32 protein-coding genes and 1 riboswitch are annotated in these 24,885 nt (G+C 43.5%); of the genes, 13 read left to right on the top strand and 19 right to left on the bottom strand.

All coding sequences use genetic code 11. The annotated features are described in order from the left end of the window. Window positions 1-11: 11 nt before the first annotated feature. The 3 genes from QNH15_RS09305 to QNH15_RS09295 all read left to right on the top strand — a co-directional run bounded on the left by QNH15_RS09305 (window position 12) and on the right by QNH15_RS09295 (window position 1,965). Window positions 12-833 carry an ABC transporter ATP-binding protein gene (locus tag QNH15_RS09305; RefSeq protein WP_283894253.1) on the top strand — a complete coding sequence of 274 codons (822 nt, stop codon included), beginning with the start codon at window positions 12-14 and terminating at the stop codon, window positions 831-833. After that, the gene (locus tag QNH15_RS09300; RefSeq protein ID WP_283894252.1) at window positions 805-1,584 is read left to right on the top strand and encodes an IucA/IucC family C-terminal-domain containing protein; all 780 of its coding nucleotides are present in this window, start codon (window positions 805-807) and stop codon (window positions 1,582-1,584) included. Before QNH15_RS09305 ends, QNH15_RS09300 begins: the two co-directional genes overlap by 29 nt. Before the next feature lie 84 nt (window positions 1,585-1,668). Then, a complete protein-coding gene (locus QNH15_RS09295) occupies window positions 1,669-1,965 on the top strand; it encodes a DUF948 domain-containing protein (protein WP_170834210.1) in 297 nt (98 codons plus the stop codon). Between the two features lie 41 nt (window positions 1,966-2,006). Here QNH15_RS09295 and QNH15_RS09290 read toward each other — a convergent pair whose 3' ends face one another. The 12 genes from QNH15_RS09290 to QNH15_RS09235 form a co-directional block, all read right to left on the bottom strand. Further along, a complete protein-coding gene (locus QNH15_RS09290; RefSeq protein ID WP_283894251.1) occupies window positions 2,007-3,074 on the bottom strand; it encodes an NAD(P)H-dependent flavin oxidoreductase in 1,068 nt (355 codons plus the stop codon). A gap of 285 nt (window positions 3,075-3,359) precedes the next feature. Next, on the bottom strand, window positions 3,360-3,542 hold the full coding sequence (locus QNH15_RS09285; protein WP_283894250.1) for a hypothetical protein: 183 nt from the start codon (window positions 3,540-3,542) through the stop codon (window positions 3,360-3,362). 91 nt (window positions 3,543-3,633) lie between these two features. Continuing rightward, a complete protein-coding gene (uptA, locus tag QNH15_RS09280; RefSeq protein ID WP_283894249.1) occupies window positions 3,634-4,224 on the bottom strand; it encodes an undecaprenyl phosphate transporter UptA in 591 nt (196 codons plus the stop codon). 41 nt (window positions 4,225-4,265) lie between these two features. Next, complete coding sequence (gene crcB, locus QNH15_RS09275) at window positions 4,266-4,613, bottom strand: fluoride efflux transporter CrcB (protein ID WP_430667160.1); 348 nt, start codon at window positions 4,611-4,613, stop codon at window positions 4,266-4,268. A gap of 5 nt (window positions 4,614-4,618) precedes the next feature. After that, window positions 4,619-5,014 (bottom strand): fluoride efflux transporter CrcB, encoded by a 396-nt coding sequence (gene crcB / locus QNH15_RS09270; RefSeq protein ID WP_283894246.1) that lies wholly within the window; start codon window positions 5,012-5,014, stop codon window positions 4,619-4,621. 131 nt (window positions 5,015-5,145) lie between these two features. Beyond that, complete coding sequence (locus QNH15_RS09265) at window positions 5,146-6,183, bottom strand: ribonucleotide-diphosphate reductase subunit beta (protein ID WP_283894244.1); 1,038 nt, start codon at window positions 6,181-6,183, stop codon at window positions 5,146-5,148. 10 nt (window positions 6,184-6,193) lie between these two features. Next, window positions 6,194-8,461, bottom strand: coding sequence for a ribonucleoside-diphosphate reductase subunit alpha (locus QNH15_RS09260; protein WP_283894242.1), 2,268 nt, complete (start codon window positions 8,459-8,461; stop codon window positions 6,194-6,196). A 131-nt stretch (window positions 8,462-8,592) separates the two neighbouring features. Further along, window positions 8,593-8,793: riboswitch (cobalamin riboswitch) on the bottom strand. Between the two features lie 59 nt (window positions 8,794-8,852). Beyond that, a complete protein-coding gene (locus QNH15_RS09255) occupies window positions 8,853-9,266 on the bottom strand; it encodes a CBS domain-containing protein (protein WP_061968768.1) in 414 nt (137 codons plus the stop codon). Window positions 9,267-9,399: 133 nt separating this feature from the next. Then, the gene (locus tag QNH15_RS09250; RefSeq protein WP_156412554.1) at window positions 9,400-9,573 is read right to left on the bottom strand and encodes a hypothetical protein; all 174 of its coding nucleotides are present in this window, start codon (window positions 9,571-9,573) and stop codon (window positions 9,400-9,402) included. Window positions 9,574-9,717: 144 nt separating this feature from the next. Continuing rightward, complete coding sequence (locus QNH15_RS09245; protein WP_283894241.1) at window positions 9,718-10,236, bottom strand: MogA/MoaB family molybdenum cofactor biosynthesis protein; 519 nt, start codon at window positions 10,234-10,236, stop codon at window positions 9,718-9,720. Window positions 10,237-10,258: 22 nt separating this feature from the next. After that, window positions 10,259-10,801, bottom strand: a complete 543-nt coding sequence (locus tag QNH15_RS09240) for a copper resistance CopC family protein (RefSeq protein WP_283894240.1) — start codon at window positions 10,799-10,801, stop codon at window positions 10,259-10,261. A gap of 117 nt (window positions 10,802-10,918) precedes the next feature. Further along, window positions 10,919-11,014: a YjcZ family sporulation protein gene (locus tag QNH15_RS09235; RefSeq protein ID WP_074440457.1), complete on the bottom strand. Its 96-nt coding sequence runs from the start codon at window positions 11,012-11,014 to the stop codon at window positions 10,919-10,921. Between the two features lie 236 nt (window positions 11,015-11,250). Between QNH15_RS09235 and QNH15_RS09230 the strand changes: the two genes are divergently transcribed. Next, window positions 11,251-11,343, top strand: coding sequence for a YjcZ family sporulation protein (locus QNH15_RS09230; RefSeq protein WP_156418805.1), 93 nt, complete (start codon window positions 11,251-11,253; stop codon window positions 11,341-11,343). A 131-nt stretch (window positions 11,344-11,474) separates the two neighbouring features. On the opposite strand, the gene QNH15_RS09225 is transcribed toward QNH15_RS09230, so the two are convergent. Continuing rightward, complete coding sequence (locus QNH15_RS09225; protein WP_283894237.1) at window positions 11,475-13,535, bottom strand: peptidoglycan D,D-transpeptidase FtsI family protein; 2,061 nt, start codon at window positions 13,533-13,535, stop codon at window positions 11,475-11,477. Between the two features lie 199 nt (window positions 13,536-13,734). Here QNH15_RS09225 and QNH15_RS09220 point away from each other — a divergent pair, with 199 nt between their 5' ends. Genes QNH15_RS09220 through QNH15_RS09210 form a run of 3 tightly spaced genes read left to right on the top strand, consistent with a single transcriptional unit; the run spans window position 13,735 to window position 16,270 of the window. Next, entirely contained in the window at window positions 13,735-14,505 is a 771-nt protein-coding gene (locus QNH15_RS09220; RefSeq protein ID WP_283894235.1) for an ABC transporter permease, read from the top strand. A gap of 3 nt (window positions 14,506-14,508) precedes the next feature. Beyond that, entirely contained in the window at window positions 14,509-15,291 is a 783-nt protein-coding gene (locus QNH15_RS09215) for an ABC transporter permease (protein ID WP_283894234.1), read from the top strand. Between the two features lie 16 nt (window positions 15,292-15,307). Continuing rightward, window positions 15,308-16,270, top strand: a complete 963-nt coding sequence (locus QNH15_RS09210; RefSeq protein ID WP_283894233.1) for an ABC transporter ATP-binding protein — start codon at window positions 15,308-15,310, stop codon at window positions 16,268-16,270. A gap of 37 nt (window positions 16,271-16,307) precedes the next feature. On the opposite strand, the gene QNH15_RS09205 is transcribed toward QNH15_RS09210, so the two are convergent. From QNH15_RS09205 to QNH15_RS09190, 4 genes are all read right to left on the bottom strand, one after another. Then, window positions 16,308-17,183: a patatin-like phospholipase family protein gene (locus QNH15_RS09205; protein ID WP_129476513.1), complete on the bottom strand. Its 876-nt coding sequence runs from the start codon at window positions 17,181-17,183 to the stop codon at window positions 16,308-16,310. Window positions 17,184-17,312: 129 nt separating this feature from the next. Next, window positions 17,313-18,092: a Cof-type HAD-IIB family hydrolase gene (locus QNH15_RS09200; protein WP_283894230.1), complete on the bottom strand. Its 780-nt coding sequence runs from the start codon at window positions 18,090-18,092 to the stop codon at window positions 17,313-17,315. Between the two features lie 109 nt (window positions 18,093-18,201). After that, entirely contained in the window at window positions 18,202-18,990 is a 789-nt protein-coding gene (gene yidC / locus QNH15_RS09195) for a membrane protein insertase YidC (protein WP_283894229.1), read from the bottom strand. After that, the gene (locus tag QNH15_RS09190) at window positions 18,902-19,330 is read right to left on the bottom strand and encodes a hypothetical protein (protein ID WP_283894227.1); all 429 of its coding nucleotides are present in this window, start codon (window positions 19,328-19,330) and stop codon (window positions 18,902-18,904) included. Before QNH15_RS09190 ends, yidC begins: the two co-directional genes overlap by 89 nt. 221 nt (window positions 19,331-19,551) lie before the next feature. Here QNH15_RS09190 and QNH15_RS09185 point away from each other — a divergent pair, with 221 nt between their 5' ends. Beyond that, a complete protein-coding gene (locus tag QNH15_RS09185; protein WP_061968741.1) occupies window positions 19,552-19,758 on the top strand; it encodes an alpha/beta-type small acid-soluble spore protein in 207 nt (68 codons plus the stop codon). Between the two features lie 155 nt (window positions 19,759-19,913). Here the strand turns inward: QNH15_RS09185 and QNH15_RS09180 are convergent, their stop codons facing one another. Together QNH15_RS09180 and gnd are read right to left on the bottom strand one after the other, a co-directional pair. Beyond that, window positions 19,914-20,432 (bottom strand): acyl-CoA thioesterase, encoded by a 519-nt coding sequence (locus tag QNH15_RS09180; protein WP_283894225.1) that lies wholly within the window; start codon window positions 20,430-20,432, stop codon window positions 19,914-19,916. Window positions 20,433-20,504: 72 nt separating this feature from the next. Then, a complete protein-coding gene (gene gnd / locus QNH15_RS09175) occupies window positions 20,505-21,401 on the bottom strand; it encodes a phosphogluconate dehydrogenase (NAD(+)-dependent, decarboxylating) (protein ID WP_283894223.1) in 897 nt (298 codons plus the stop codon). A gap of 129 nt (window positions 21,402-21,530) precedes the next feature. Here gnd and sspL point away from each other — a divergent pair, with 129 nt between their 5' ends. The 5 genes from sspL to QNH15_RS09150 all read left to right on the top strand — a co-directional run bounded on the left by sspL (window position 21,531) and on the right by QNH15_RS09150 (window position 24,851). Beyond that, the gene (sspL, locus tag QNH15_RS09170) at window positions 21,531-21,668 is read left to right on the top strand and encodes a small, acid-soluble spore protein L (RefSeq protein ID WP_061968733.1); all 138 of its coding nucleotides are present in this window, start codon (window positions 21,531-21,533) and stop codon (window positions 21,666-21,668) included. Between the two features lie 157 nt (window positions 21,669-21,825). Continuing rightward, window positions 21,826-22,794 carry a helix-turn-helix transcriptional regulator gene (locus tag QNH15_RS09165; protein ID WP_283894222.1) on the top strand — a complete coding sequence of 323 codons (969 nt, stop codon included), beginning with the start codon at window positions 21,826-21,828 and terminating at the stop codon, window positions 22,792-22,794. A gap of 69 nt (window positions 22,795-22,863) precedes the next feature. Next, window positions 22,864-23,049, top strand: coding sequence for a cold-shock protein (locus QNH15_RS09160; RefSeq protein WP_283894220.1), 186 nt, complete (start codon window positions 22,864-22,866; stop codon window positions 23,047-23,049). A 123-nt stretch (window positions 23,050-23,172) separates the two neighbouring features. Then, window positions 23,173-23,583 (top strand): YtxH domain-containing protein, encoded by a 411-nt coding sequence (locus tag QNH15_RS09155; protein WP_283894219.1) that lies wholly within the window; start codon window positions 23,173-23,175, stop codon window positions 23,581-23,583. Between the two features lie 102 nt (window positions 23,584-23,685). Continuing rightward, window positions 23,686-24,851, top strand: a protein-coding gene (locus QNH15_RS09150) for an IS3 family transposase (RefSeq protein ID WP_283891546.1) whose coding sequence is annotated in 2 segments (ribosomal slippage) — window positions 23,686-23,962 and window positions 23,962-24,851 — 1,167 coding nt in all. Because the reading frame shifts where the segments join, the coding sequence is not laid out codon by codon here. Window positions 24,852-24,885: the final 34 nt, after the last annotated feature.

Raw genomic sequence — 24,885 nt, 5'->3', positions numbered from 1 at the left:
GGAGCGATCTCATGTCCATTCTTGAAACGGAATCTCTAACATTATCTTATGGAAAAAAACCTGTGATTCAAGACCTGAATCTTTCGATACCAAAAGGGGAAATCACCGTTTTAATCGGCAGTAACGGGTGTGGAAAATCGACACTTTTGCGTTCCATGGCGCGCCTTTTGGCACCAGAAGAAGGAGCAATTCTTTTAAATGGGAAGGACATCGCCAAACGTTCAACAAAGGACGTGGCAAAAGAGCTGGCTATTTTACCACAAGGACCAGTAGCACCCGAGGGCCTGACTGTTCTCCAGCTGGTTAAACAAGGAAGGTACCCATACCAATCATGGTTGAAACAATGGTCCAGGAAAGACGAAGAGGCGGTTACACAGGCCTTGAAGGCAACTAATATGCTTGAATTTGCAGAAAGAAGTGTTGACTCTCTCTCAGGAGGACAAAGACAGCGTGCGTGGATTGCTATGACCCTTGCCCAGGGAACGGAAACCATCCTTCTCGACGAACCGACTACCTATTTGGACATGACACACCAGATTGAAATACTTGATCTGCTCTTTGAGCTGAATGCAAGGGAAAAAAGCACCATTGTAATGGTCCTTCACGATCTTAACCTGGCATGCCGGTATGCCCACCATCTTGTGGCCATCCAGAATCATTCTGTAGCCGCTCAAGGCTGTCCTGAAGATATCATGAATGAAAAACTGGTTGCTGATGTTTTTCATATGCCATGCAAAATTATTGAAGATCCTTTATTCGGTACACCAATGTGCATTCCATACGGAAAGGGGAGAATCGCGAAAAATGGCTTACCCACAGCACAATATGCCTAACCTTAACGGCTGGTCCCTTTTGGAAAAGACTGATATTGAAAAACGCTCCAGCTTTAAATTCCATTTTTCAAATGAAAAGGCTGCCTTTCCGGCGTCTCTCCTATTAAATAAAGAACTCATGCTTTCCTATATGGAAACCGTGGGTGAAAAAATCGGTTCCAAAGAGAAAAGAGTCATCGCCTCTATGTTCTTTAAGCGCTATGTTTTCTGCATTCTCACCTCTTCCCTTTATGCCTTGTCAATGCTGAATAAGCAGTTTGATATTCGTCTGGAAAATGTGGTGATCATTGAAGAGGAAGATAGCGAAAAAGAACACAGCTGGCTGCCGTCTTTTTCTCTGCAAAACAGTGATGGGATGCCTATGGCCGGAAACCGGGAAAATTGGAGATCATCGGTTGTTGAAACACTTTTCGCCAAAAACATATCGGTGATGCTGGATTACTTGGCTGCAAGCACAAAAGCATCGAAAGCAATGCTTTGGGAGAATGCATTAATTTATATCGCCTGGCTATATAACACGTGGAAAGGCGAGAACCATCCTTCTGAAATTCATGAAAGGTTGATAGACGACTACCAATTTCTTATGGAGCAGGCGCAAGGCTTTCACTTTGGAGCAGCCTCCAATCCTTTCATCGAATTAGCTGCCAGATATGAAGACCATCAATTTCAGCAGCGAAAAACATGCTGCCTGTACTACCGGACAGACGGTGGCACTTGCTGCAATACATGCCCATTAAAAAAAGCCGACTGATCTTCTGAATATCAGCCGGCTTTTGTTTGTATGATAAGTATAATGGGTATCACAAGAATAAAGAGATTGAAGGAGGGCAATATTTTGGTCATCATCTGGATTAGCATTGCAATTGTTGTCGCAGCATTGGTCTTCCTTGGAGTCTATGCTGTTAAACTAATGAAATCGAGCAAGTCAACCATCGAAAACTTAAACCGTACCACTCAGCTGATGCAGGCGGAAGTAAATGACGTCACGAACCAGACCGCACTGCTCAATGAAAAAACCGAGTATTTGAAATACGACGTCTACAATAAAACACAAAGCATCAAAAGTGTAGGAGAATCTGCAAAGGAATTAAAAGAGAACGCGACGGAGTTGTTTAAAACCGTAAAACGATAATGGCCGCAAGCCCAGTTCAGGGGCTGCGGCTTTTTTCATGTTTAAAGTTTTACAAGACCGTCTGCAATCCGGTTATAATCTTCGATGAGGCTTTCGACCACCTGCTTTGCCGGCCTTCTTTTGGCCAGCGGGGCACCCTGCCCTGCCCATAGGGACATATACCCTTTTTCTCCCCGGCTGGCAGCAGCTTTCCTAAGGCCGGAAGTCAATGCATTTTGAATGGGGTATGGAGGAAGGTTGTCAACCGCTGTCATCTCTTCCATAAAAATATTTGTAATGCCTCTTGCCATTTTGCCCGAAAACGCTTTGGTCAGCCTCATATCCGTTTCCTTCGATTCCAGCACGGCTTCTTTATGCAAATGATGAGCTCCGCTTTCTTCTGCTGTTAAAAAAGCGGTACCCAGCTGGACAGCGCTTGCCCCAAGCGCCAAGGCGGCAGCCATTCCCCTGGCATCCATGATCCCGCCGGCGGCTAATACTGGAATAGAAACCGCATCAGCAATTAAGGGAATCAAGGTCATTGAGCCAATCAGTGCCTGCTCTTCGCTTCCAAGAAATGTCCCTCTATGGCCCCCTGCTTCACTTCCCTGGGCCGAGATAGCATCGATGCCTACTGCTTCGAGACGGACCGCCTCTTCCACGGTGGTGGCAGTGGCAATCGTAACCACGCCTTCTTGTTTCAGCCTGTCGATTATTTCTTTGGTCGGCGCATTGAATGTAAAACTGATGACTGGTACTTTCTCTTCCATTACCACATCCAGCTGATCCTGAAAATGAGACGTCCATCCGGTAAACCGGGACGACTTCTCCATTCCCAGCCTTTCTTTAAATCCTTCGAGTGTTGCTTCCATTTTTTCAGTCTGATCTCTGTCAAACGTAAATTCCTCGGGCAGAAAAAGGTTGACTGCAAAGGGCTTGGCCGTCATTTCCTTGATGCTCTTGATTGCGGCTTTTACGTCGTTGGGCGCCATATAACCCGCTCCCAACGTACCTAATCCGCCGGCATTGGAAACTGCCGCTGCTAACTCCGGCGTTGCCGGGCCACCGGCCATTCCAGCCTGCACAATAGGATATCGAATGCCGCACAGTGAAGTAAAAGATTCATTCATAGCTACACCGCTCCATCCTTATTTTTTTGATATGTACTTCTCCAACAAGTGTAACAAAAAACGAGATGTCCAAAAAGTCTGGAAGCCGTTGATTTTCGTTCAAGGCCGCTCGCTTTCCGTGGGGCGTGCGGTGAGCCTCTTGGCGCAAGCGTCTGCGGGAGTCTCACCTGTCACGCTAGTCCCACAGGAGTCTCGCGCCTTCCACTACAATCAACTTTTCATGGAAGATTTTGTACGCAAAAAGGGGATGCCTGAAGGTCCATTTTTGACTTTCAGGACAGCCCCTTACGTTTTAATCTGGTTGAACTGACGATAGACCTCCTCAATCACCCGCTGGATATTCTCCTGTTTATATCCGCATTCCCTCATGGCTCTGGAAATACAGTCGGCCACCTCCTCTTTTTCTTGTTCCCCTCTCATTCTCATAAGCACCTCATTGATTTTTTTGTTTCTCGCCAGCTCATCCATTCTCCTCACCCGCCCGCTTTTTTTGATAAATGTATGACCATAAACATAGAAAAAGACCCTTGAGACAGGGCCTTTCTACGAGCAGTATGATTTATTTTTTTCCTTTTCTTACTTTAAAGACGATCACAATGAAAAGGATGACAATGGCGCCAATGGCAATCCCTCTCGTAAATGGAGCGGCAATCGTTTTAATGTCTTCCCAATTGCTTCCCAGCTGGCTTCCCAGATAGATAAATAAAATCGACCAGGGAATGATAGCCAGCAACGTATAGATCGTGAATTTAGAAAATGACATTTTTGCAATGCCTGCGGGAATTGAAATGGCATGCCGGACAACAGGAATGAAACGGGCAAAGAAAATGACACCATTGCCGTATTTCTCAAACCAGCTTTCTGATAAATCAATCTGTTTCTGACTGATCAGGATATACCTTCCGTACTTTTCCAAAAAGGGTCTTCCGCCATAATATCCCATCCAATATAAAAACAGCTGTGCGATGGTTCCTCCGATTGTTCCGGCAATAACTGAACCGGCAAAACTCAGATGTCCCTGCGAAATGAGATAGCCCGCATACGACAAAACCAACTCGCTTGGAATAACCTCTACCATAAGACCAAGCGCAATTCCGAGATGTCCAAGCCCCACAATCCACTCCAAAAGTGACAGTACCATTTCTTTCATTGCGTTTACCTACTCTCTGTATAGTAATAGCTTGTCCGGTATTACCGGCTGCCCAGCACGAACCCAGCCAACGCAGCCAGTATGCCGACGATGTAACTCAGTGACAAATATAGAATCAGCACGTTCCATTGCTTTTTTCGATAAAAATGAATGTTCTCCAGCTTAAGTGTGGAGAACGTTGTGAATGCCCCCATAAATCCTATTCCAAAAAACAGTCTGATAGAATCAGAAGGTTCCATTCCAGTAAGCCATCCAAGCAAAAAGGAGCCTGTAATGTTCACAAACAACGTTGCCAGGGGAAATGCAGTAACCGTATGTTTTTTCACCCATTGGCCAATTCCGAAACGGAACACAGCGCCAAAAAATCCCCCCGCAGCCACAAGCAACATGTGAGTCACAATGCGGTCCCTCCATTGGCGACTCCGATTCCTAAACGAAAACCTGCCCAGGACATGAAAAGTCCGCCGATTAAGCTGAGCAAGATGTAAAGAAGAGCCGTAGCGGTCTGTCCGGTTTGGAAGAGCTGAATGTTTTCTACACTAAAGGTGGAAAACGTGGTAAACGAACCGATCAGACCCGTACCAACGACCAGGGATGTATACGGATTTGCGGATGAGCGTCTCCCGAGCCGAAACGTAAGATAACCAAGCGCAAATGATCCGGCCATGTTGGTCAGGAAGGTAGCAAGCGGAAATCCGCCTCCCCAGATATCACTCACCGCAAGGCCCAGTCCATAGCGCAGAAGCGCTCCGGCCATACCTGCAATCCCTACCCAAATATACAAAAGCACAAGCTTTCAATCCTTTCTTTATGCGCGCTCATTAAACAAAACAGACTCCTGCAGGAAGTCCTGCAGGAGTTCAATATCTCCGTTATTCAGTTTATCATGTTTACTTTCAGGTGAACAATAATCAATCATGTTTAAAGATCGTCAAATCCATTTGCATCCGATACCTTTGTATATTGCCGGGGCTTTTGTTCGAAAAAATCACTCTTGCCGCTGTCCACATGCTCGTACGCCCTGATCCATTTCATCGGATTTTCCCTGAATCCCTGGAACGGCCGTTCTACCCCGAGTTCATTCACTCTTTTGTTGGCCATAAATTTAATATACGCTTCAAGCTCCGGCATGTTCAGTCCGGCAAATCGGTCACCGATGATGTAGCGGGCCCACTGTATTTCCAGCTCTGCCCCCTTTTTAAAGGTTTCCTGTACGAAACGCTCCGTTTCTTCATTGTCCAATTCCGGTACTTCTTTCAGCAATTCTTTAAAGATTTGGCAAAACAGCCGGACGTGAAGCTGTTCATCACGATTAATATAATTAATCATCGTGCTCGTACTCATCATTTTTTGGTTTCGCGCCAGGTTGTAGAAAAAGGCAAAGCCCGTATAGAAATTCAAGCCTTCTAGGACCACATCATAGACAATCGATTCCATAAATGTTCTCGATGTCGGATTTTCCGTAAACCGCGTATATCCCTCTGCTATAAAATCATTTCGTTCCCGCAGTACTTTATCATGCTTCCAGTACTCAAAGATTTCATCCTGCTTCTGCTTGTTCACAAGGCTTGAAAGCACATAGGAATAGGACTGGTTATGGACGACCTCCTGGAAGGAAAGCACAGTCATCAGCGCTGAAAGGCTTGAATCGGTGAGATACTCGGCAGCCCTGGAAGAATAGTCGGTTTGAATGCTGTCCAGAAAAGCCAAAAGCCCGATAATTTTGTTAAATGTATCCTTCTCCTCGCCGGAAAGCTGCTGATATTGCTTTACGTCGCCGGACATATTGATCTCAAACGGAGTCCAAAAATTAGCCAGCATATTCTTGTACATCGGATAAGCCCAACTGTACCGGACATCATCCCAGTTCAGTACGTTTGAACTTCTGCCATTCAGAATTCCCGTTGATGCATTCGGGGCGGTTACATCGTATAATTCTCGTTTGCTTAATGTTTTCATCCTTATCCTCCTAGCTCGAACAGCTTTCACAGTCTTCAAGTTCCGAAACGGATGTTGACCGCGTATAGTACGTGGTCTTCAACCCTGATTTCCAGGCGGTCATATGAAGATCCAGCAGCTCTTTTGCCTTGATCGTACTCTTCACATAAAAGTTAAAGGAAATCGATTGGTCCACATGCTTTTGCCTTGCCGCATTTTGTTTAATGCTGAAATGCTGATCCACTTCATACGCCGATTTATAATACCAGTTCGTCAGGGGTGTCAGGTCGGGAGCGGTAACCGGAATTTTAAAATCCTTTTTCTCTTCTGAGTACTCTTTTTTGAAAATGGGATCCACAGAAGCAGTTGAATTCGCGATCAGGCTTGTTGTCGCATTCGGTGCAACCGCCAGCAGCCAGGCGTTTCGGATACCCGAAGCCTGAACCTCTTCCTTGAGCTTCAGCCATTTTTCAGACTGGTAGCCTCTTTGCTCAAAATAAATCCCGGTCTCCCAGTCAGACTCTTCAAAAGCCGGGTAGGAGCCTTTTTCTTTTGCCAATTCATTGCTGGCTTTGATGGTCAGGTAATTGACTTTTTCATACAATTCATCATTATATTGAACCGCTTCTTCCGATTCCCAGCGGATACCTTCAAGAGCCAGAAGATGATGAAGGCCAAACGTGCCGAGTCCGATCGCCCGGTACTTTTGGTTAGTGAGCACGGCCTGCTTGACTTCAATGCGGTTTTCGTTCAGATCAATCACATTATCCAGCATCCGGACTTGAATCGGAATAAGGCGTTCAAGGACATCCGCCTTTACTGCCCTGGCAAGAGAAATGGAACTTAAATTACAAGTTACATAGTCGCCGGGCCGTTTGGTGATGATAATCTTTCCATCCTCGGTGATCTCTTCCTCCACGGTTGTGGCTGAACCGTTTTGCGCGATTTCGGTACACAGATTGCTGCAGTAGATCATCCCTTTGTGCTTATTTGGATTGGTACGATTCACCGTGTCCCGGTAAAACATATAAGGCACTCCTGTTTCGAGCTGGCTTCTCATGATGCGTTTAAAAATCTCGATTGCCGGCACAACATAATAGCCACCGGACCCTTTTTCACCAAAATATCCCTGATCTGCCGCGTGAACACATTCCTCGTACTTTTGCCGGAAGCTTCCCTCTCCAGGCACTTCATCATAATAGTCATCCAGTTCATAGCCCATTACCTTTTTGACCATGTAAGGATCAAACAAATACCAATCGTCCCGGGCCTCTGTTTTTTCCATAAACAAATCCGGGATGCAAAGGCCGAGAAACAGATCATGCACCCTTTGCCGTTCGTCCCCATTGTTCAGCTTGGCATCAAGGAATGAAAACAAATCCTTGCCAAACACATTATAGTAAATGGCGATCGCTCCTTTTCGCTGGCCCAGCTGGTCTACACTTACAGCGGTCTGGTTCAGCAATTTCGCCCATGGAATGATTCCGGAGGAATTTCCTTTGAATCCTTTGATCTCGGAGCCGAGACTTCTGATTTTACCGAGATATACGGCAATCCCCCCGCCCCCTTTGGAAAGAGTGGCTGCATCTGTTGTAGAATCATAGATTCCCCGCAAGCTGTCCTCCATCGTATCAATGAAGCAGCTGGACAGCTGTCCATAGCTTTTTCCTGCGTTCGCCAATGTCGGTGTGGCAACGGTCATGTAAAGGTTCGACATCGCCCAGTATGCTTCTTTCACCAGGCCGAGACGCTTTTCTTCAGGCTCCCTGGAGAGCAGTGTCATCGCAACGATCATAAACCGCTCCTGTGGAAGCTCGTACACGCCGCCTTCATGTGAATGAGCCAAATAGCGGTCTGCCAGGGTCCGAATTCCGATGTAGGTAAACTTATGATCCTGATCCGGATTAATTACGCTCTCAAGCTCGTTGATTTCGGCGCTGGAATACATTCGCAGGAGGCTGCTGTCGTAAATCCCCATTCCGGTCAACTGCTCAATTAGTTCATATAGTGCCCCATAAGATTGTCCGGATTCATTGTTTCTGTTCTTTGCTGCCTCCCGGTACAGCTTTTTCAGGTGGATTCTTGCTGCTACAAAGGTCCAGTCTGGCTCTTCCATGGAAATATTCTCAAGGGCATAAAGTACCCCCATGTTCAGCATCTTTTGTGTGGATTCCTCCTGATGGGCAAAACAGGAGACTTTTTCTATGTATTCATTTCTGTGCCTCAGCTGGGGAAATTCCTCTAAAATCTCCTGGAGTTCACCAATTATCTGCTGGACTCTTGAAATATCTGTAGCCATTTATAGCTCTCCTCTCTTTTTCAAACAAAAATAAAAGGCCCATCCATTGGATGAGCCCAAAAACGACACGTAGTATGTAAAAAACAAAAAGCAGATTGGTGCCGCTTTTGTTTCTCACTCCCCGAAGAATCAAAACCGTGAAACAAATGGCAGGTCTACTGGCTACTGCTTCATCCTACTCCGGACCTTCCCATGTAAAAGCCACAGCTTTGTGCGCGGCCTTTACACAGTGGATCTCCGTTTCGTCCACATGACAGTTGCGGGGACAGCTCCGGAATTGCACCGGATTCCCTATTAAGTCTTTAACAGACACCTATTGTTTCATAATACTATATTTAGTTCCTTAAACCCTACTTTCACACTAAATATAGTAATTGTCAATACCTTTTCTTTATTTATTGTTATCCCAGATGGTACGTGCACAATATTTTATAATATCCCTTCGCCGGATAATGCCGATGAAATGGCCGTCATCATCCGTTACAGGTATAAAATTTTGGTCGGTTGCAAGCGTGATTAAATCTTCCATATTTGAATTAATGGAAACCGAAATATTATTCACCCGCTGCGGTACATCCTTTAACTTTGTTTTCACTACATCATGGAAACCAAGATCAAAAGCCTCTTTCAGTTTCCACAGCAAATCCCCCTCTGTCAAAGTCCCGACATATTGTCCCTCCTCAGAAACGAGGGGAACAGACGTATATTTGTGATACGAAAGCTTTTCCAAAGCCTGCCTAATGGTCGATTCAGGATTCAAATATTTTACCTCATCTTTAGGCAATAGATAAAAAGCGATGTTCATGCTGTGATCTCCTTTAACCCTTAATTGCAGCTGTTCATTATATACTATAGCAAAAAGGATGGTCTTCTTTCACACAAAAAAAGCCCTGAGAAGGACTCTTATGCTTTATTTTTATTCCCACACTAAGAAGGTGTTAAACTTTTTTACCCGGTTCTATGACAGCATCCTGTTGATAGAGCCAGCTTTTATACTCTTCTTCAAGTTCGGATAATGGCGATTCCAGCTCCTTGCTGATCCCGGCCTTTTTAAGCATCTGAATCAAAAATTTTTTTCTTTCTTCAATCGCTTTCCGCAATATCCCGCCCATCTGAAACCTCCCGATAAAGCGTTTTCATAATCTAGTATACGTAGCTGCCGAATAAAAAGTTTCAGCGTCTGTCACGCTTAACTAAATTTATTGGAAGCTGTACCCTTTTATGACATGAGATAGGCAGAACAAGGAAATGATCTGTTACTTAGGCAAATCTTTATTGATTTCTCTTCGAACATGTCCGATTTCAGGAAGGATGAGTTTCTTCATGGCCAAAGCTACCGCGCCAGATGATCCAGGCATCGCAAAAACAGCGGTGGAATCAATGACGCCTGCAACGGCTCTGCTCATAATTGCCGCAGAACCAATGTCTTCTGTATAACTCAGCATGCGAAACAACTCTCCATATCCCGGTATTTCCTTCGTAAACAGGGGCTCCAGCGTTTCGATGGTTACGTCCCGTTTGGCAATTCCAGTTCCCCCGTTGATCAGAATAACCTCTACGTCTTCTGCCTGGCAGCCTTCAAGAACAGCGGACCGAATTTCATCCACTTCGTCTTTTACAATCGCATACTGCGAAACGCTGTGTCTATTTTGAACGAGTTGATCTTTTATTAAGATGCCGCTTTTATCGGTTTCCTCAGTCCTTGTGTCACTCACTGTAATCACTTTGCAGCTTACTGATGAAGATGATTCTTTTTTATGCTCTTCAACACTCATTTCATATCTCCTTTCCGCCATTCTACTTCTTTTTTCTTTTAATCAGCCATACCGCAATGGCAATGACGATGACGACAATAACGATAAATACCGGGGCAGATGAATTGGTTTTGCTTTCTGCTTTCTCTGCTTTTTGTTCTGATTTTTCCTTTTGTTTGGTTGCTGGCGCTTTTTCAGTGTTTTTTTCTGGTTCTTTTTTCGCTTCTTTCTTTTCTTCTGGTTGATCTACGGTAAAAGTAAATCCCTTTTCAATCACATGTCCATCGGCACCAATGATTTTATAATCCACGTTATATTTTCCGTTTTCAAACGGATCCGGTGAAGTGCCCGTCAAAACCCTGTCGTTTACAGCTGTTTTAATATCTACCGGTTTTCCATCTCTAGTTACTTTCATGGTGCTTAAATTTTCGATTTTAGTTTCAAACGTTAAAGTGATCTTATTGAGATTTTCTTGGACTACAGCGCCCTCTTTCGGATCAGAGGATTCCAGACCGGTGTGTGCAGAGACACTGGAAGCGGTTGAGAAAAAGAAAATTGCTGCCAGCAGCCATATGTATTTTTGCATGTGAACTCTCCTTTTGTGTGCTTGTCATACCTTATATACTGTACAGTAAATCCAAAAAAAAGACCACTCAGATCCAGTAATCTGAGTGGTCTTATCGGACTTATGCCTGATTAGGGCTTAGCAAAACGAGCATGCACAACCTATGATTATTAACAAAATGAACAACACCACAAGAAGAGCGAATCCATTTCCACATCCGTGTCCAAATGACATTTTGTTACCTCCTCTTTCGAGATATTTATTTAATGATCTACATCCATAACATATGAAGCGGCCAGGCTATGTGAAACGGTACAAGAGTCTATTTTTTAAAAACAAATCCATGGAATTCCTGATCTGTTTTTAGCGCCCTTTTTTGATGCTTATCCGCATTTGTCCATACATAAATGACAAGACTCCATATACTGTAAGGGAAATGTTGGAGTTTATAAAAAAAGGAGGTAAATACTATGGGATTCGCTGCAGGTGGCAGTGGTTTCGCCTTGATCGTGGTACTGTTCGTACTTCTTATCATCATTGGCTGTGCATGTGCGTTCTGCTAACAAACGAACAAGGAAAAGATGCATATCTTTTCCTTGTGCATTGATGAACTACGATTAACGCAAATCTTTTTCCAATAACCCAAAACCCATTTTTAAAGCACTGAGCGATTGCCCAGTGCTTCTTTTTGTTGTTAATCGTTATTTTCTTCCGTGTTCTTTGTTTTTTCTTTGAGCTCCCAGTAGGTTTCGAGGGCGCGCTGGCCAATGTGCTTATTGACTGCCTGTGTACCGCTATAGGGAGAGGCGTCAGGAACAATGATTGCATAGGCAATTTCCGGATCATCGAAAGGCGCATAGCCGACGAGCGTCAAATTATCCTTATCAGCGATAAAATTCCCGTTGCTGTCATATTTTTTCACCTGTGCCGTACCTGTTTTACCCGCTGGATTATGGTACTTCGGATTATTACCAAAGTACGTTGTCGCAGTCCCACCGGGCGAATGGTAAACCTCCCAGAATCCTTCCTGCACCCGTTCGATATAGCTTTTATCCATATCCAATTCATTCAGGACGTTCGGTTCAAACCGTTTGACGAGCTTACCTTCCAGATGATTTTCCGTTTGAGGCTCACGAATCTCCTTAACAAGTCTTGGCTGTACGCGGTAGCCGCCATTCGCAATCGTGGACACATATTGCACCATCTGAATGGGGGTATACGTATCAAACTGACCGATTCCCATATCTATCATATTACCGAGCTGGTCGGTGTAGCCGCCGTTATATCCTGTAGATTCGTTTGGAAAGTCAATACCCGTTTTGACTCCCAGACCGAACTGGCTGAAATAATAGCGCATCACGTCAAACCCAAGATAACGGTTGTCTCCATAAAAGCTTTTTGAACTGTAACTGAATTTACCGAGGCGCATGACAATATTGTACATATAGACATTGGATGATCGCTTCAAAGCGGTCAAATCATTGATGCTGCCCATATTCGCATGCGACTTTTTCGTCAATGATCCAAATTTCAAAGGAGCGTCATAGATGTATTCCCCAGGATGAATCACCCCTTTGTGAAGTCCCGTCAACACCGTGGCACCCTTGACAGCTGAACCCATTTCATAGGCATCGAACAAAGCACCATAAGAATCATTCACAAATGATCCATTCTTGTCCATCTTTTTCCCGGCAATCGAATAGATTTCCCCCGTTTTCGGGTTCATCATAACGATGTAGGCAGACCTCATCATTTCATTTCCGCGGTCAGCCCTGCCTTTCCTTATTTCTTCTTCCAGAATTTTTTCCATCTTTTCCTGCAGATCCATATCGATGGTCAGTACCAGATCTTTTCCGCGTTTGCCTGGGATGACTTTGGGTTCACCCAGCGTTTTTCCTGTTTTGGGGTTGGTAAGAAAAATACTTCTTTCTTTCGTTCCCCTCAGGGTCTCCTGATACTGTGCTTCAAGACCGCTGACACCAACCTGGTCTGTCAGGTCATAATTCATGGCACCGAAATATTCCTGCTGCTCTTTGGGCATTTGTTTCACGCGTCCAAAAATCGTTTTCAGCGAATCGCCAAACGGATAGGTCCTGTCAGCATCCGGCATGATATCAATGCCCGGCAGCTGATTCAGATTCTCGGAAATGATAGAAATTTCCCGATCGGTCAGGTTCTTCTTTACCGGAGAAGCAGAATAGGCATACCCGGCGTCCATTTCCCGTTTGATCGCAAGTATTTCCAGATCTTTTTTGGTAAGTGTATGTAAATCCTCCTTGGTGATCCGCTCAACCAGCAGCTTGTACTCTTTTTCATTGTTTAATTTTTTGATTTCAGCCACAGTGAGCCTTTCCTTCAGCAGTTCTGCAACCCCGTTCTTTACGATAAAAAAGTCCTTTTTATCCCGTTCCGGAATTTTTTTGCTGTCGACCTTTATGTGCTGTGAGAGCCATTTCGCTATCCTATAAGTATCCTCGGGCTTCGTGCTGCTCGTTTTGGTATAAGTCAGTGTGAAATAGGGCTTGTTATCCACAACAACACGCTGATACCTGTCCAATATTTTCCCGCGAGGCGCCTCTTTCTTTGCTTCCTCCTTTTTAATGGCTTCGGATTCCTGCCTCTTTTCCTCACCATTAACAATTTGAAGTACGCCGAGACGAAGAATCAAGATTGAAAAAAGTAAAAAAACTGCAATGAATAAGATATTAAGCCGAAAAGGGAGATGATTCTTTTTCTTTTTGGTTTGTGTCTCCATCCATCTGTCCTCCCAGGATATTTTTACAATAATATTACAGAACCTTCCACTCATAGATTACTAAATATTAATAGGAATTCCAAGTTTTTCATAGGAATTTCTTTCTAAAATATTCAGCCTATTGCTTCGATTCATATAATTTGCTATATTAATAATCCTGTTCGCAAAAAACGTGATAAAGGAGGCAGCGGATGGTTTATTGGCATCTTTTTCGCAAAAGTTTTGCCTGCAATATGCAATATCGGCTTTCACACTTGATCAACAATGCTGCATCGGCGATCTTTGGCTTCGTGTATATCGCCATTTGGACCGGTGTCCTGACGGGCAAAGAGCAACAAAGCCCGTACAGCATATTGGACATGACATATTATATGGGTGCCAGTCAATGCATCTTGTGGTGACTGTCTTTCTGACTGCAGGACTGGGAATCCAGCTCGGTGTCCGGAACGGCGCCATATCGATTGAACTTGCACGGCCGGTCAGCTATTATTTTTATATTGTATCCCAGGAGGCTGGAAGAATCGCCTACAATGCCTTATTCAGAAGCCTCCCCATTGGACTGATTTTCTCACTGACAGTTGGTTTTTATGTACCCTCCCACTGGACCACGCTTGGTTACAGCCTGCTTTCCCTTCTTCTCGCCATCGGCATTTCACTGAATATCTTTTATTTGATTGGCATCAGCTCTTGCTGGACCACAGAAATATCATGGGCTCATTTTATTATTCTCACCTTAATGTTCTCTCTTGGAGGACAAATGGTTCCGCTTACGTTTCTGCCTGAATTTCTGTCCCAGCTGGCAAAGTGGCTCCCTTTTGCCGGTGTCGTATATTACCCGGTTCTTATTTTTCTGCAAAAAGCGGATCATTCGGTACTGCTTTTGCAAGCGGGGTGGCTGCTTGTTCTTTTTTTCGCAAATCATTGGATAACCGCTGCCGCACGGCAAAAAGTCGAAATTCAGGGGGGATGAAAATTGAAGCTATACATAAAACTTGTGAGTGCGAGCATCCGCTCCCGCATGCAGTACAAGATGAACTTTGTTTTTTCCATGGTCTCCTACGGAATCGTTATGATGATTGATTTTTTGATGCTCGCTGCTCTATTAAACCGTTTCAATGAAGTCAAGGGCTGGAATCTGTATGAAGTCGGCATTCTTTACGGCATTTCTTCTGTCTCCCTTTCCCTGTACCGAACCGTCGCTCCTGAAATTCATGAGTTTGAAAAGTATATGATTGAAGGGGAATTTGATAGTTTGCTGATCCGGCCGGTATCCCCTCTTGTGCTGTTGCTTTCAAAAAACCTCGACCTTTCAAGAATTGGAGGGGCCCTGCAAGGAATGATCATCATCGCTCTTTCGCTGTACCACGTCAGCCACACACATTCCATCACGCTACTGCTCATTTATCTTCCCGTCATCCTGGTATGCGGTTGGGTGATCTCGTTTTCGCTCGCTTTAGTGACGGCAACCATTGCATTTTGGACCCAGCGGATTAAGGATTTTCAAACGTTCACCTTGTACGCCCCCTTTAATGCCGCTAATTATCCGATGAACATTTATCCCGGTTGGCTGAAATTTATTTTTTTCACTGTCATCCCTGTGGCTTTTATCAATTATGTTCCTATGCTGTTTTTACTGAACAAAAGCGGAAACATCTATTATCTGCTCCTGCCCGTTCTTGTGGCATTATTATTTTTTTATTTGGCATTGGCTTTTTGGAACTTTGGAATCCGTTTTTATCATAGTACCGGAACATAAAAGGAGGAGATCTTAAATGATTGAAGCTAACCAGCTTACAAAAAACTTCAAGATGTACCCGTCAAAACGCGGAATCCTGAACAGTATGCGTTCTTTATTTTCCGCAAAGTATGAGATCAAACATGCGGTGGATGCCATTTCATTTAAAATAAATGAGGGGGAATTTGTAGGCTACATCGGTCCTAACGGTGCAGGCAAATCCACAACGATCAAGATGCTGTCAGGAATTCTTCATCCCAGTTCAGGAACAGCTACTGTTCTAGGCATCAACCCACAAAAGGAACGGAAACAGCTTGCCCGGAACATCGGAATCGTTTTTGGACAGCGAACTCAGCTATGGTGGGATCTCCCCGTTAAAGATTCGTTTGAAATCCTGAAAGCGATGTACAGGATTAGTGAACAAGATTACCGGCGCTTTTTGAAGAAGTATGATGACATCCTTGAAATCGGCAGGTTTCTTGAAACTCCTGTCAGAAAGCTGTCTCTTGGCCAGCGGATGCGCGCTGATCTCGCAGCTGCCATGATTCACAATCCATCCGTTCTCTTTTTGGATGAACCGACCATTGGCCTGGATGTAGTAGCCAAGAAAAACATCCGGGAATTCCTGAAAGAAATGAACAGGTCTCATCAAAAAACCATTATTCTGACCACACATGATATGGATGATATTGAACAGTTATGCAGCCGAGTGATAGTGATTAATCAGGGAAAAACCGTACTGGATGGTTCTTTGGAACAGCTGAAAAACGATATTGGACTGCCAAGCATTCTAAAAGTCCTTTTTGATGAGCGCGTAAACCCGAAGAACATAATCGGAGTTGAAAAAATAGAGCAGATCGGCTCCGAATTAACCATTCTGTATGATCGTTCAAAAATCACATCTCCGGCTCTGTTGCAGGAGATCTCCCAATGGGGTACTCCAAAGGACATTCAGATGAAAGAGCCCGAAATTGAAGAAGTTATACAATACTTTTATTAAAAAAGCACCGCTTGGGCAAGCGGTGCCTTCTTTCTTTTTATGATAATTTAGAGATTGTTTTTTCGGAGAGCCATTCTTCAAGCTGATCGTACATGTTCATGGCATCCTCAACTCCACGCTCATAAAGGGCATTTAATTTTACCGGATTCCGCTCGGCTCTGCCAACCTCCATTTTTTCTTTTGGCCGAATGACAAATACCTCATTTTTCTTCTCAAGATCTTCAATGTATTCCATCGTCTCATTATAATGTTCATAACGTTTCAGCAGTACCTCAGCCATTCCAGGATGCCTGCTGTAGATTCTCTTAGCCAGCCATTCCATCCTGGTTTTACTTTTTCGGTATCCTTCGTTTTGGGTCAACACAATGACATTGCTCAGGTTTCCATCTTTTCTCGCTTTCAGAATGGGAACCGGATCAGCTACACCGCCATCAAACAATTTATTTCCCTGATATTCAATAACAGGAGCCATAAAAGGCAGAGAAGCCGAAGCCCGCAGGACCGTAAGTATTTCCTTTTCATGGTCGGCCTTTTCAAAATATACTGGCTCTCCTGTTTCACTGTCTGTCGTTCCGATCACAAAACGTTCTTTCGCCTCTTTAAATCTTTTAAAATCAAACGGTACATGGATATTCGGAATTTCATCAAAAATGAGATCCATCCCAAAAAGACCTTTGCCCCTGAGCAACCAATTTTTATAGGAAATATATTGCGGATGGCGAACAAAATCAATGTTCACTACCCGGTTTCTTCCCCTTTGCCTGGAGAGATAGGAAGTGGCGTTGCAAGCACCGGCAGAAACACCAATGATATAAGGAAAATAAAGTTCCTTGTCCATAAAAAAATCCAGGACTCCCGCCGTATAAACGCCTCTCATTCCTCCGCCTTCGAGGACAAGACCTGTTCCATTCATCCTAAATCCCTCTTTTCTATATAATAGTACACTATATGTAATAAAAAAGAAAAAAGCCAATGTTATGCTTTGGCCCCCAGTTTATATTTGAAAAGCGGATATACTCAAAAAGCACACCCGCTCCTTACCTTAGATTAAACCAGCATATTTTAAGCCATGCCAGATTCCGTCTTCCCCAACCGGTTTAGTTACATAGTTCGCTGCACGTTTGGCTTCCGATCTTCCGTTGCCCATGGCAATTCCCATTCCAGATGATTGAAGCATTTCGATGTCATTTAACGCATCACCAAAGGAAAAGGTGTTTTCTCTATGAATGGTGGTGCGCTTCAGGAGTTCTTCAATTCCCTTCGCTTTAGATCCTCCATATGGCATTACATCAATTGCATGCTGATGCCAGCGGATAAAATCAAACGTCCCTTTGTATCCGGTGCGATAAGGCTGCTCAAAATCTTCATCACAGAACAACAGCGCCTGATAAACATCATTGCTATGATAGTAGGTTCGATCAAACTGAGGATACTCCGGCAGAAGATGTTTCGTACTTTGATAAACGACTTCTGCATACTCAAGATTCGTTGTCGCACTGGTATGATCGAGGAAAACGAGAGGATGCCCTGCTTCCACAGCAAGCTTCTCAAGCTGCTTCAACCGTTCAACATCCAGGTTGGTTTTATAAATCACTTCACCTTCAAAAACAACATACGAACCATTAAAACTGATAAACGAATCCATTTCCAATTCTTTCAGCAGATGTTCAAACATAAAAGGAGCCCTTCCCGTTGCAATTCCTGTATGAACGCCATTTTGCCTTAATTTATGAAGAGCTTCTTTTGTAGAATCCGGAATCTTTCCGGTAGTTTCGTCAATCAATGTTCCGTCAATATCAAAGAACACCATTTTATCTCTCATCTCTACCACTCCTTATTTCTCTTCCTATATGATGAATTTTTACACGCCGTCTGTCAACTCCTTGAATTCAAAAAGAAAAACCCTCCGATCCTCGAAGGGTTCATACATATTAGGAATTTGGATTCGCTGCAGTCTGCATATTTTTGCGTTTACGGTTCAACACAATGCTCTGGACTGTCATGAAAATGTTACCCACAATCCAGTACAGCGGCAATACAGCAGATAACTTCCATGCCGAGAATACGATGATCATCGGCATAATATAGCCCATCATCTGTATTTGCGGATTGACCTGCTCGAGCTGCCTGTTGATGATTTTGTATTGAATAAAAGTTGTAATGGCTGCAATAATTGGCAGGATGTGTGTGGGATCAGGTGTCCCAAGATTAAACCAAAGGAAATTATGTGCGGCAATCTCTTTTGTACGAATGATCGCATAGTAAAAAGCTAAAAGGATCGGCATCTGGATTAACAGCGGCATACATCCCATTGAAACGGGGTTTACGCCATGCTTTTGATACAATGCCATAACTTCCTGCTGCATTTTCACTTGGGTTTCTTTGTCTTTTCCCTTGTATTTTTCCCGGATGCGCTTCATTTCCGGCTGAAGCTCTTTCATTTTTTGCTGATTTTTTGTCTGCGAAATGGTGAATGGCAATAACAGACAGCGAATGATAATGGTCAAGAAAATGATAGCCAGTCCATAATTCCCGTTAAAAAAAGTAGCTACAAACTGTATCACTTCAGAGAACGGATAGACAAAATAATGGCTCCAAACGCCGTGACTTTGTGAATTAACCGGTGCTCGGCTACAGCCGGCAAGCACCCATATTCCCAAAATAGCAATTAAAAATTTTAATCCGTGTGCGAGTCCTGATCGTTGTTTCTTTTGTTTCATTCCATTTCCTCCTTGTTGTTTGTCCATCTATGAAAAAGAACAAGAAGGAATGGCTGTCATTATCATCCGGTGCTTCTTTTCGGTATTTCCGAAGAGCAATCCGGTTTCTCATGAAACAAAAGTTTTGAACAGTGCTCGGTGTATTTTGAAGTTTGTGCGTGCAGGCTGTATCTGAAATTCTTAACTGGCTGCTTCGCTTTATGGTATCAGGACACTGCATGATCAGGTGCCTGCTGATGCCCAGCAGCGCCAGCGTAAGACCCAATGAAATCAGCATAACATCCATTTCACACAAAAGTTCAAGAATCGGTTCGATTGGACTCACCCCCTTTTGATACAAGTATAACTCCTTAAAGGCTAAAAAGATAGCACCTGGAGCGGGTGTCAAAGAATCGACAGAAATAAAGCGCCGTGTGGGAGGTCATCACGGCGCCTGATAAAGTATAGGGGGATAACATACTATACGAAAACCTTTATAAAATGTGACTGAAAAAATTTTATTATTACCATGCATATTTTCAAAGTAGTAATACAAACTAGTAGTACAAGGAGGTGATACATATGGCACGAAACAACAACTCTAACGAATTATTGGTGAATGGAGCTCAACAAGCTCTTGACCAAATGAAGTATGAAATCGCTTCTGAATTTGGTGTACAACTAGGTGCAGACACTACTTCTCGCGCTAACGGATCTGTTGGTGGTGAGATCACTAAGCGTCTTGTACAAATGGCTGAACAACAACTTGGTGGCGGATTCCGTCGTTAATCTTTACTCTCCTAAGAAAGAGTGGGACAAGCTCCCGCTCTTTTTTGTGCACAAAAATAGCCAGGGTTCTTGTATCCCTGGCTGGAAAAAGGTAATTTCATTATAACACGATGAACTCCAATTAAAAAAGAAAAGACTTCTTCGAAAAAATATTTTTATTGCTCCCATGGTTTTTGAGTGCCAAATTCCTCGGCAAGCCTTTTACTGTTCTCTCTTCTCTTCCTTCGGTTAACAGCTCGTTCGCCGGCTCCCTGGTGAAGCCATTTTTCTTCTGCGGATTCCGGCACAGCCCGTGGAACAGGTGCCGGTTTACCGTCTTCCCCAAGTGCTACAAAGGTTAAAAAAGAAACGGCACACACTTTTCGTTCTCCTGTAAACAGGTTTTCAGAAATAATCTTCACAAATACTTCCATTGAGGTTTTATGTGTCCACGTGACAAAGGATTCCAGACATACGGAATTCCCTACCCTGATGGGATGTAGAAAATCCACAGAATCTGTTGATGCGGTAACCACATTGCATCTGGCATGCCGGATGGCAGATATTGCGGCCACATCGTCAATATAGGCCATTAATTTCCCCCCGAATAATGTGCCGTGATTATTGGTGTCCGGGGGCAGCACCACACTTGATTTGACCGTTCTCGATTCTCTTACAAATTTCTCTGCTATCATGCTTATATATCACACTCCTATATAACATTATATAAAAAAAACCTTTGCAATAAAGCAAAGGTTTTCAATGATTTACTTTTTGACGACAGCATGCCCGCCAAATTCATTACGGAGTGCTGCTACTACTTTCCCATGGAATGTATCGTCCTCAAGTGATCGGAACCTCATAAATTGGGATAATGCAATGACAGGAGCTGTTGCCTGATAATCAAGCGCAGCTTCAATGGTCCATATGCCTTCCCCTGACGAATGCATGACTCCCCGGATATCTTCCAGCTTCGGCTGCTTGGAAAATGCATTCTCCATAAGCTCCATGAGCCAGGAACGAATAACCGAGCCATTATTCCATACTTTCGCAACTGCTTCATAATCATAGTCAAAGTCACTTTTATCCAGGATTTCAAACCCTTCAGCAATCGCCTGCATCATGCCATATTCAATTCCGTTGTGGACCATTTTCAAAAAGTGACCGCTTCCCGCTTTCCCGGTTTTCATAAATCCGTTTTCGATGGAAATTTTTTCATAAAGGGGGGCGATATACTCCACGGCTTCTTCATCTCCACCAACCATAACACAAACTCCGTGACGTGCACCTTCCGTACCGCCGCTCGTTCCGCAATCCACCAGGTGAATTCCTTTTTCCTTCAATTCCTCATACCTTCTCAGTGTATCCTTGTATTTTGAATTACCTGCATCAACAATGATATCTCCTGAATCAAGATAAGGAACAATCTCCCCGAGAACACTGTCTACAACAGGTCCGGCAGGAACAAGCAGAATGATGGCTCTGCGGCCGGTGAAGCTTTTGGTCAAATCTTCAAGAGAATGGGCTCCGGTAGCACCATGAGAAGATATTTTATCAACGGTTTCCTTATTCGTATCAAAAGCGATCACTTTAAAATCGTGATCAAGCATATTTTGGGCAATATTAAAACCCATTTTTCCCAAACCAACTAGACCGATTTCCATTTACATCACTTCCTCTGTATTCTTTGGCTTTCCTACTCCACTAGTTATTCCACAAAAGGATAACCTTTAACCTGAATTTAACGAATGATTCCTTTGTGGTTGGCCACGCTAATAAAGGGAGGTGATCGTATGACAAAGAAAAGCAGCGGAAAAGGGCGGGCAGCAACAGGAGTAACGCCACAAGGAACAAGTGAGGATGCTGAATTCGCTCAAGACCCGAAAACCGAACTTGAAAACCGGGCAAAAAAAAGCAATACGAAACGTTAATTCAAAGGAAAAATTTATGCACGGTGTATCACACGTATACTTCCGTGCTTTTTTTGTACACATTGCTGGAAAATAATATAAAAAGTAATGTAAAACAATCGAAGTCCTGAACGATATAAATACTAGAACAACTACTTTCAGAATAAAGGACGAAGCAATGGCGAAGGCAAAAAGGCTAGAACAGCTATTATTATTTATTAACCAAAAAAAGCAGTTTACATTGAAGGAACTGGCTGATGAATTTAAGGTCTCTGCAAGGACCATCCAACGCGACCTGCTGCATTTAATGGATCGGGGCCTCCCCATCCTATCTGAATACGGTCCGCATGGCGGCTACACGCTGATGCGAGAGAAAATACTTCCTCCAATCGGATTCTCCGAACCGGAAGCCCTGTCTTTTTTATTTGCCCTTCAATGGCTTGGAGAGAGTGATTCTTTCCCTTATGCCAAGGATGCCCATTCCGCTAGAGAAAAGCTGATGAATTATTTGTCAGATGACGGCATAAAACAATTGAGCAACATTGAAAAAAAGTGGCAAGGCAATAGGCCACTTTCTGACCAGGTTCCTGTTCATTTGTCGTTGTTCTTCAAGGCGGCCATGGAACAGCGCATAATCACTGTTGAGTACGAATGGTCAGGAGATCTCAGAATTAGCATCCTTCAACCGATTGGAGTTATTGAGAATGGGTACAACTGGTATTCTCCCTGTTATAACCCTGCTGAAAAAACGGTTCATCTGTTGAATCTAAAAAACATAAAGACTGCAGTAATCGAAAATGAATGTCACCATGTAAACGAATATTCAGCTCTCCCCGTCAGTCAATGGAATGAGCTTGTTTCTCCTCAAAAGAAGCTCAACCTGCATGTGACGCTTAATAGTAACGGAGCAAACAAAGCGTTGAATCACCCTGTTTTATGCAGAAGCACCAAATTATCCTCCAAAAGCTCAGGACAAATTCAAACGATTATTCCACGGGAGGCTCTCCCCGTTTATGCCGAGTGGATATGGGCGTTCGGAGCTGATGCCTATGTGGTCAGCCCTTCTGAATTAGTGGATTATTTACGTGCAAAAACAGACGAAATGGCCCAAATCTATGAAACGATAACAGCAGCTCCGAAAGTTTGAAAGTTATTTTACTCATAAAAGTCGCCAAAAAGGAGTATAATGTAAGTATTACACTTAAGGGGGATACTCATGGCCTTTTTTTCCAAGAACCCGATCGAACCAGTTCCTGATGTAGAAACTAAAGTTTGGGCATGTGAAAATGAAGAGTGCACATGCTGGATGAGAGCTGATTACTCGCTGAAAGAAACACCTGATTGCCCGATTTGCAAGTCAAAAATGACTCAGGAAATCCGCATGCTCCCGGAGCTGAAATAAAGAGATGAGGACCATATGCCCCGCAATAAGCGAGAGGCATATGGTCCTTTTTCTTGTCAGGCTAAAGGTTTATCATTATTTCAGGCAGGGTATAGAAAAACTATGAAAAGGAGGAGTTCGACGATGAACAAAGAATACACAACTACAACTAATAACAGCAAAGAAAAATCCGGATTTACCACAGGTGTTCTTGTTGGGGGCTTGGTCGGAGCCGCAACTGCTCTTTTATTAACACCAAAATCCGGCAAAGAGATGCGAGCCGGCATATCCAGCCAAACTTCGAATCTGAAAGAAAAAACCATGCAAATGAAAGATGAAGCCAAACTTCAAACGCAATTGGGAACAATGGCCGGCAAAGAGAAAGCATCAAATATGATGGACTCAGTAAAGGATAAAGCAAACCAGGTAACATCACAGGCAAAAGAAAAAGTAAGCTCCATGAAAAACAAGAAAAATAATAATACGCCTACTGTTGAATCAGAGCCTGGGCTTCCCCCTTCTCCGGAAGCATCCAAACCCACTCTTGGCGAATAAAAGAAACGAGCCCCTAATAGACTAACCTAAGTAAATGAGACACAATAAAACACCTTCGAAATGTTACACTTAAAACAAGTGAGAATTCGGAGGTGTTTTTGCATGGGCAAAAACGTATATTCAAGTGAAGTGAAGTGGGCTGTGATTAAAGATAAAATGAGCGGCCAATTGACCAACCAGGAGATTATGGAAAAGCACGGGATTAAGAACAAAACGCAAATTAGTACCTGGATGAAATGGTATAAAAATAATGAGATCCATCGGTTTGATCAGCCGATTGGAAAGCAATACACCTATGGGCTTGGTCCAGACATCCTGAGTGAGGAAGAGAAAAAAGAGAAGAAATATGCCCATTTAAAACAGGAGAACGAAATCTTAAAAAAGTACTTGGAGATGGTAAAGGAGTTGAAAGAGAAGTAGTCCTGCAGCTTGTGGAGAAATTGCGGAAAAAGTATACGGTCTCTGCCGTTCTATCCGTATTAAATGTGCCGCGGGCGAATTACTATCGCTGGGTCAAGACGCTTCCGTTGAAATCATTAAGCAGAGAAGAAACGGTCATTAGTTCATTGTGCAAGGAAACAAAATATCGATATGGACACCGCAAAATCAAAGCCTTATTATGGCGTCAGCACCAAGTAAAGCTCAATCGAAATACCGTTCAGCGCATAATGCAGAAACATCATCTTCAATGCAGGGTAAAGCCGAAAAAAAGATGGAAATCCCAAGGAGAAACGATCGTGGTGGCCCCCAACCTATTAGAGCGAAATTTTCGGGCCAGCGCGCCCAATCAGAAATGGGTGACGGATATTACCTATATTCAATATGGATCGTCTACCCTTTATTTATCGACGGTTATAGATTTATATAATAACCAAATTGTAGCCTATAAACTCTATACACATCAGCAAACCCCCTTAGTCATGGATACGCTAAAAGAGGCTTTGGACCATAGAGGGAACCCGAAAGGGGTAATTCTCCATTCCGATCAGGGCAGTGTGTATACTTCCTATGCCTTTCAGAACTTTGTGAAAGAGGAAGAAGTAATCAGCAGCATGTCGCGAAGGGGCAACTGTTGGGATAACGCCGTCATCGAGTCGTTTCATTCCAATTTAAAATCGGAACAATTTCAGTATGTAAAATTCAATTCTTTATCTTTAGATAAGGTACGTGAGCAAATTGACCATTATATAAACTACTACAATGAAGAAAGAATACAAGAAAAATTAGGCTACCATTCACCCATGGAATTTGGTCGAATGGCAGCCTAATAAAGGTGTTTTATTCTTGTCTCATTTCAATATG

This window comes from Fictibacillus enclensis, assembly GCF_030123385.1.
Taxonomy (GTDB): Bacteria; Bacillota; Bacilli; order Bacillales; family Fictibacillaceae; genus Fictibacillus_C; species Fictibacillus_C enclensis.
The sequence above is the reverse complement of the archived record's forward strand: the minus strand, read 5'-3'. Positions and strand labels throughout refer to the sequence as shown.

What these genes read in the sequence shown, in the direction of transcription:
- QNH15_RS09305 (WP_283894253.1), top strand. Translation starts at nt 12, where the DNA reads ATGTCCATTCTTGAAACGGAATCTCTAACATTATCTTATGGAAAAAAA.
- QNH15_RS09155 (WP_283894219.1), top strand. Translation starts at nt 23,173, where the DNA reads ATGAACAAAGAATACACAACTACAACTAATAACAGCAAAGAAAAATCC.
- QNH15_RS09300 (WP_283894252.1), top strand. Translation starts at nt 805, where the DNA reads ATGGCTTACCCACAGCACAATATGCCTAACCTTAACGGCTGGTCCCTT.
- QNH15_RS09240 (WP_283894240.1), bottom strand. Translation starts at nt 10,801, where the DNA reads ATGCAAAAATACATATGGCTGCTGGCAGCAATTTTCTTTTTCTCAACC.
- QNH15_RS09160 (WP_283894220.1), top strand. Translation starts at nt 22,864, where the DNA reads ATGGCCTTTTTTTCCAAGAACCCGATCGAACCAGTTCCTGATGTAGAA.
- QNH15_RS09265 (WP_283894244.1), bottom strand. Translation starts at nt 6,183, where the DNA reads ATGAAAACATTAAGCAAACGAGAATTATACGATGTAACCGCCCCGAAT.
- QNH15_RS09235 (WP_074440457.1), bottom strand. Translation starts at nt 11,014, where the DNA reads ATGTCATTTGGACACGGATGTGGAAATGGATTCGCTCTTCTTGTGGTG.
- yidC (WP_283894229.1), bottom strand. Translation starts at nt 18,990, where the DNA reads ATGAAACAAAAGAAACAACGATCAGGACTCGCACACGGATTAAAATTT.
- QNH15_RS09290 (WP_283894251.1), bottom strand. Translation starts at nt 3,074, where the DNA reads ATGAATGAATCTTTTACTTCACTGTGCGGCATTCGATATCCTATTGTG.
- uptA (WP_283894249.1), bottom strand. Translation starts at nt 4,224, where the DNA reads ATGAAAGAAATGGTACTGTCACTTTTGGAGTGGATTGTGGGGCTTGGA.
- QNH15_RS09185 (WP_061968741.1), top strand. Translation starts at nt 19,552, where the DNA reads ATGGCACGAAACAACAACTCTAACGAATTATTGGTGAATGGAGCTCAA.
- QNH15_RS09180 (WP_283894225.1), bottom strand. Translation starts at nt 20,432, where the DNA reads ATGATAGCAGAGAAATTTGTAAGAGAATCGAGAACGGTCAAATCAAGT.
- QNH15_RS09260 (WP_283894242.1), bottom strand. Translation starts at nt 8,461, where the DNA reads ATGGCTACAGATATTTCAAGAGTCCAGCAGATAATTGGTGAACTCCAG.
- QNH15_RS09205 (WP_129476513.1), bottom strand. Translation starts at nt 17,183, where the DNA reads ATGAATGGAACAGGTCTTGTCCTCGAAGGCGGAGGAATGAGAGGCGTT.
- gnd (WP_283894223.1), bottom strand. Translation starts at nt 21,401, where the DNA reads ATGGAAATCGGTCTAGTTGGTTTGGGAAAAATGGGTTTTAATATTGCC.
- crcB (WP_430667160.1), bottom strand. Translation starts at nt 4,613, where the DNA reads ATGTTGCTTGTGGCTGCGGGGGGATTTTTTGGCGCTGTGTTCCGTTTC.
- QNH15_RS09245 (WP_283894241.1), bottom strand. Translation starts at nt 10,236, where the DNA reads ATGAGTGTTGAAGAGCATAAAAAAGAATCATCTTCATCAGTAAGCTGC.
- QNH15_RS09255 (WP_061968768.1), bottom strand. Translation starts at nt 9,266, where the DNA reads ATGAACATCGCTTTTTATCTATTGCCTAAAGATGAGGTAAAATATTTG.
- QNH15_RS09225 (WP_283894237.1), bottom strand. Translation starts at nt 13,535, where the DNA reads ATGGAGACACAAACCAAAAAGAAAAAGAATCATCTCCCTTTTCGGCTT.
- QNH15_RS09165 (WP_283894222.1), top strand. Translation starts at nt 21,826, where the DNA reads ATGGCGAAGGCAAAAAGGCTAGAACAGCTATTATTATTTATTAACCAA.
- QNH15_RS09200 (WP_283894230.1), bottom strand. Translation starts at nt 18,092, where the DNA reads ATGAGAGATAAAATGGTGTTCTTTGATATTGACGGAACATTGATTGAC.
- QNH15_RS09250 (WP_156412554.1), bottom strand. Translation starts at nt 9,573, where the DNA reads ATGGGCGGGATATTGCGGAAAGCGATTGAAGAAAGAAAAAAATTTTTG.
- QNH15_RS09210 (WP_283894233.1), top strand. Translation starts at nt 15,308, where the DNA reads ATGATTGAAGCTAACCAGCTTACAAAAAACTTCAAGATGTACCCGTCA.
- QNH15_RS09285 (WP_283894250.1), bottom strand. Translation starts at nt 3,542, where the DNA reads ATGGATGAGCTGGCGAGAAACAAAAAAATCAATGAGGTGCTTATGAGA.
- sspL (WP_061968733.1), top strand. Translation starts at nt 21,531, where the DNA reads ATGACAAAGAAAAGCAGCGGAAAAGGGCGGGCAGCAACAGGAGTAACG.
- QNH15_RS09230 (WP_156418805.1), top strand. Translation starts at nt 11,251, where the DNA reads ATGGGATTCGCTGCAGGTGGCAGTGGTTTCGCCTTGATCGTGGTACTG.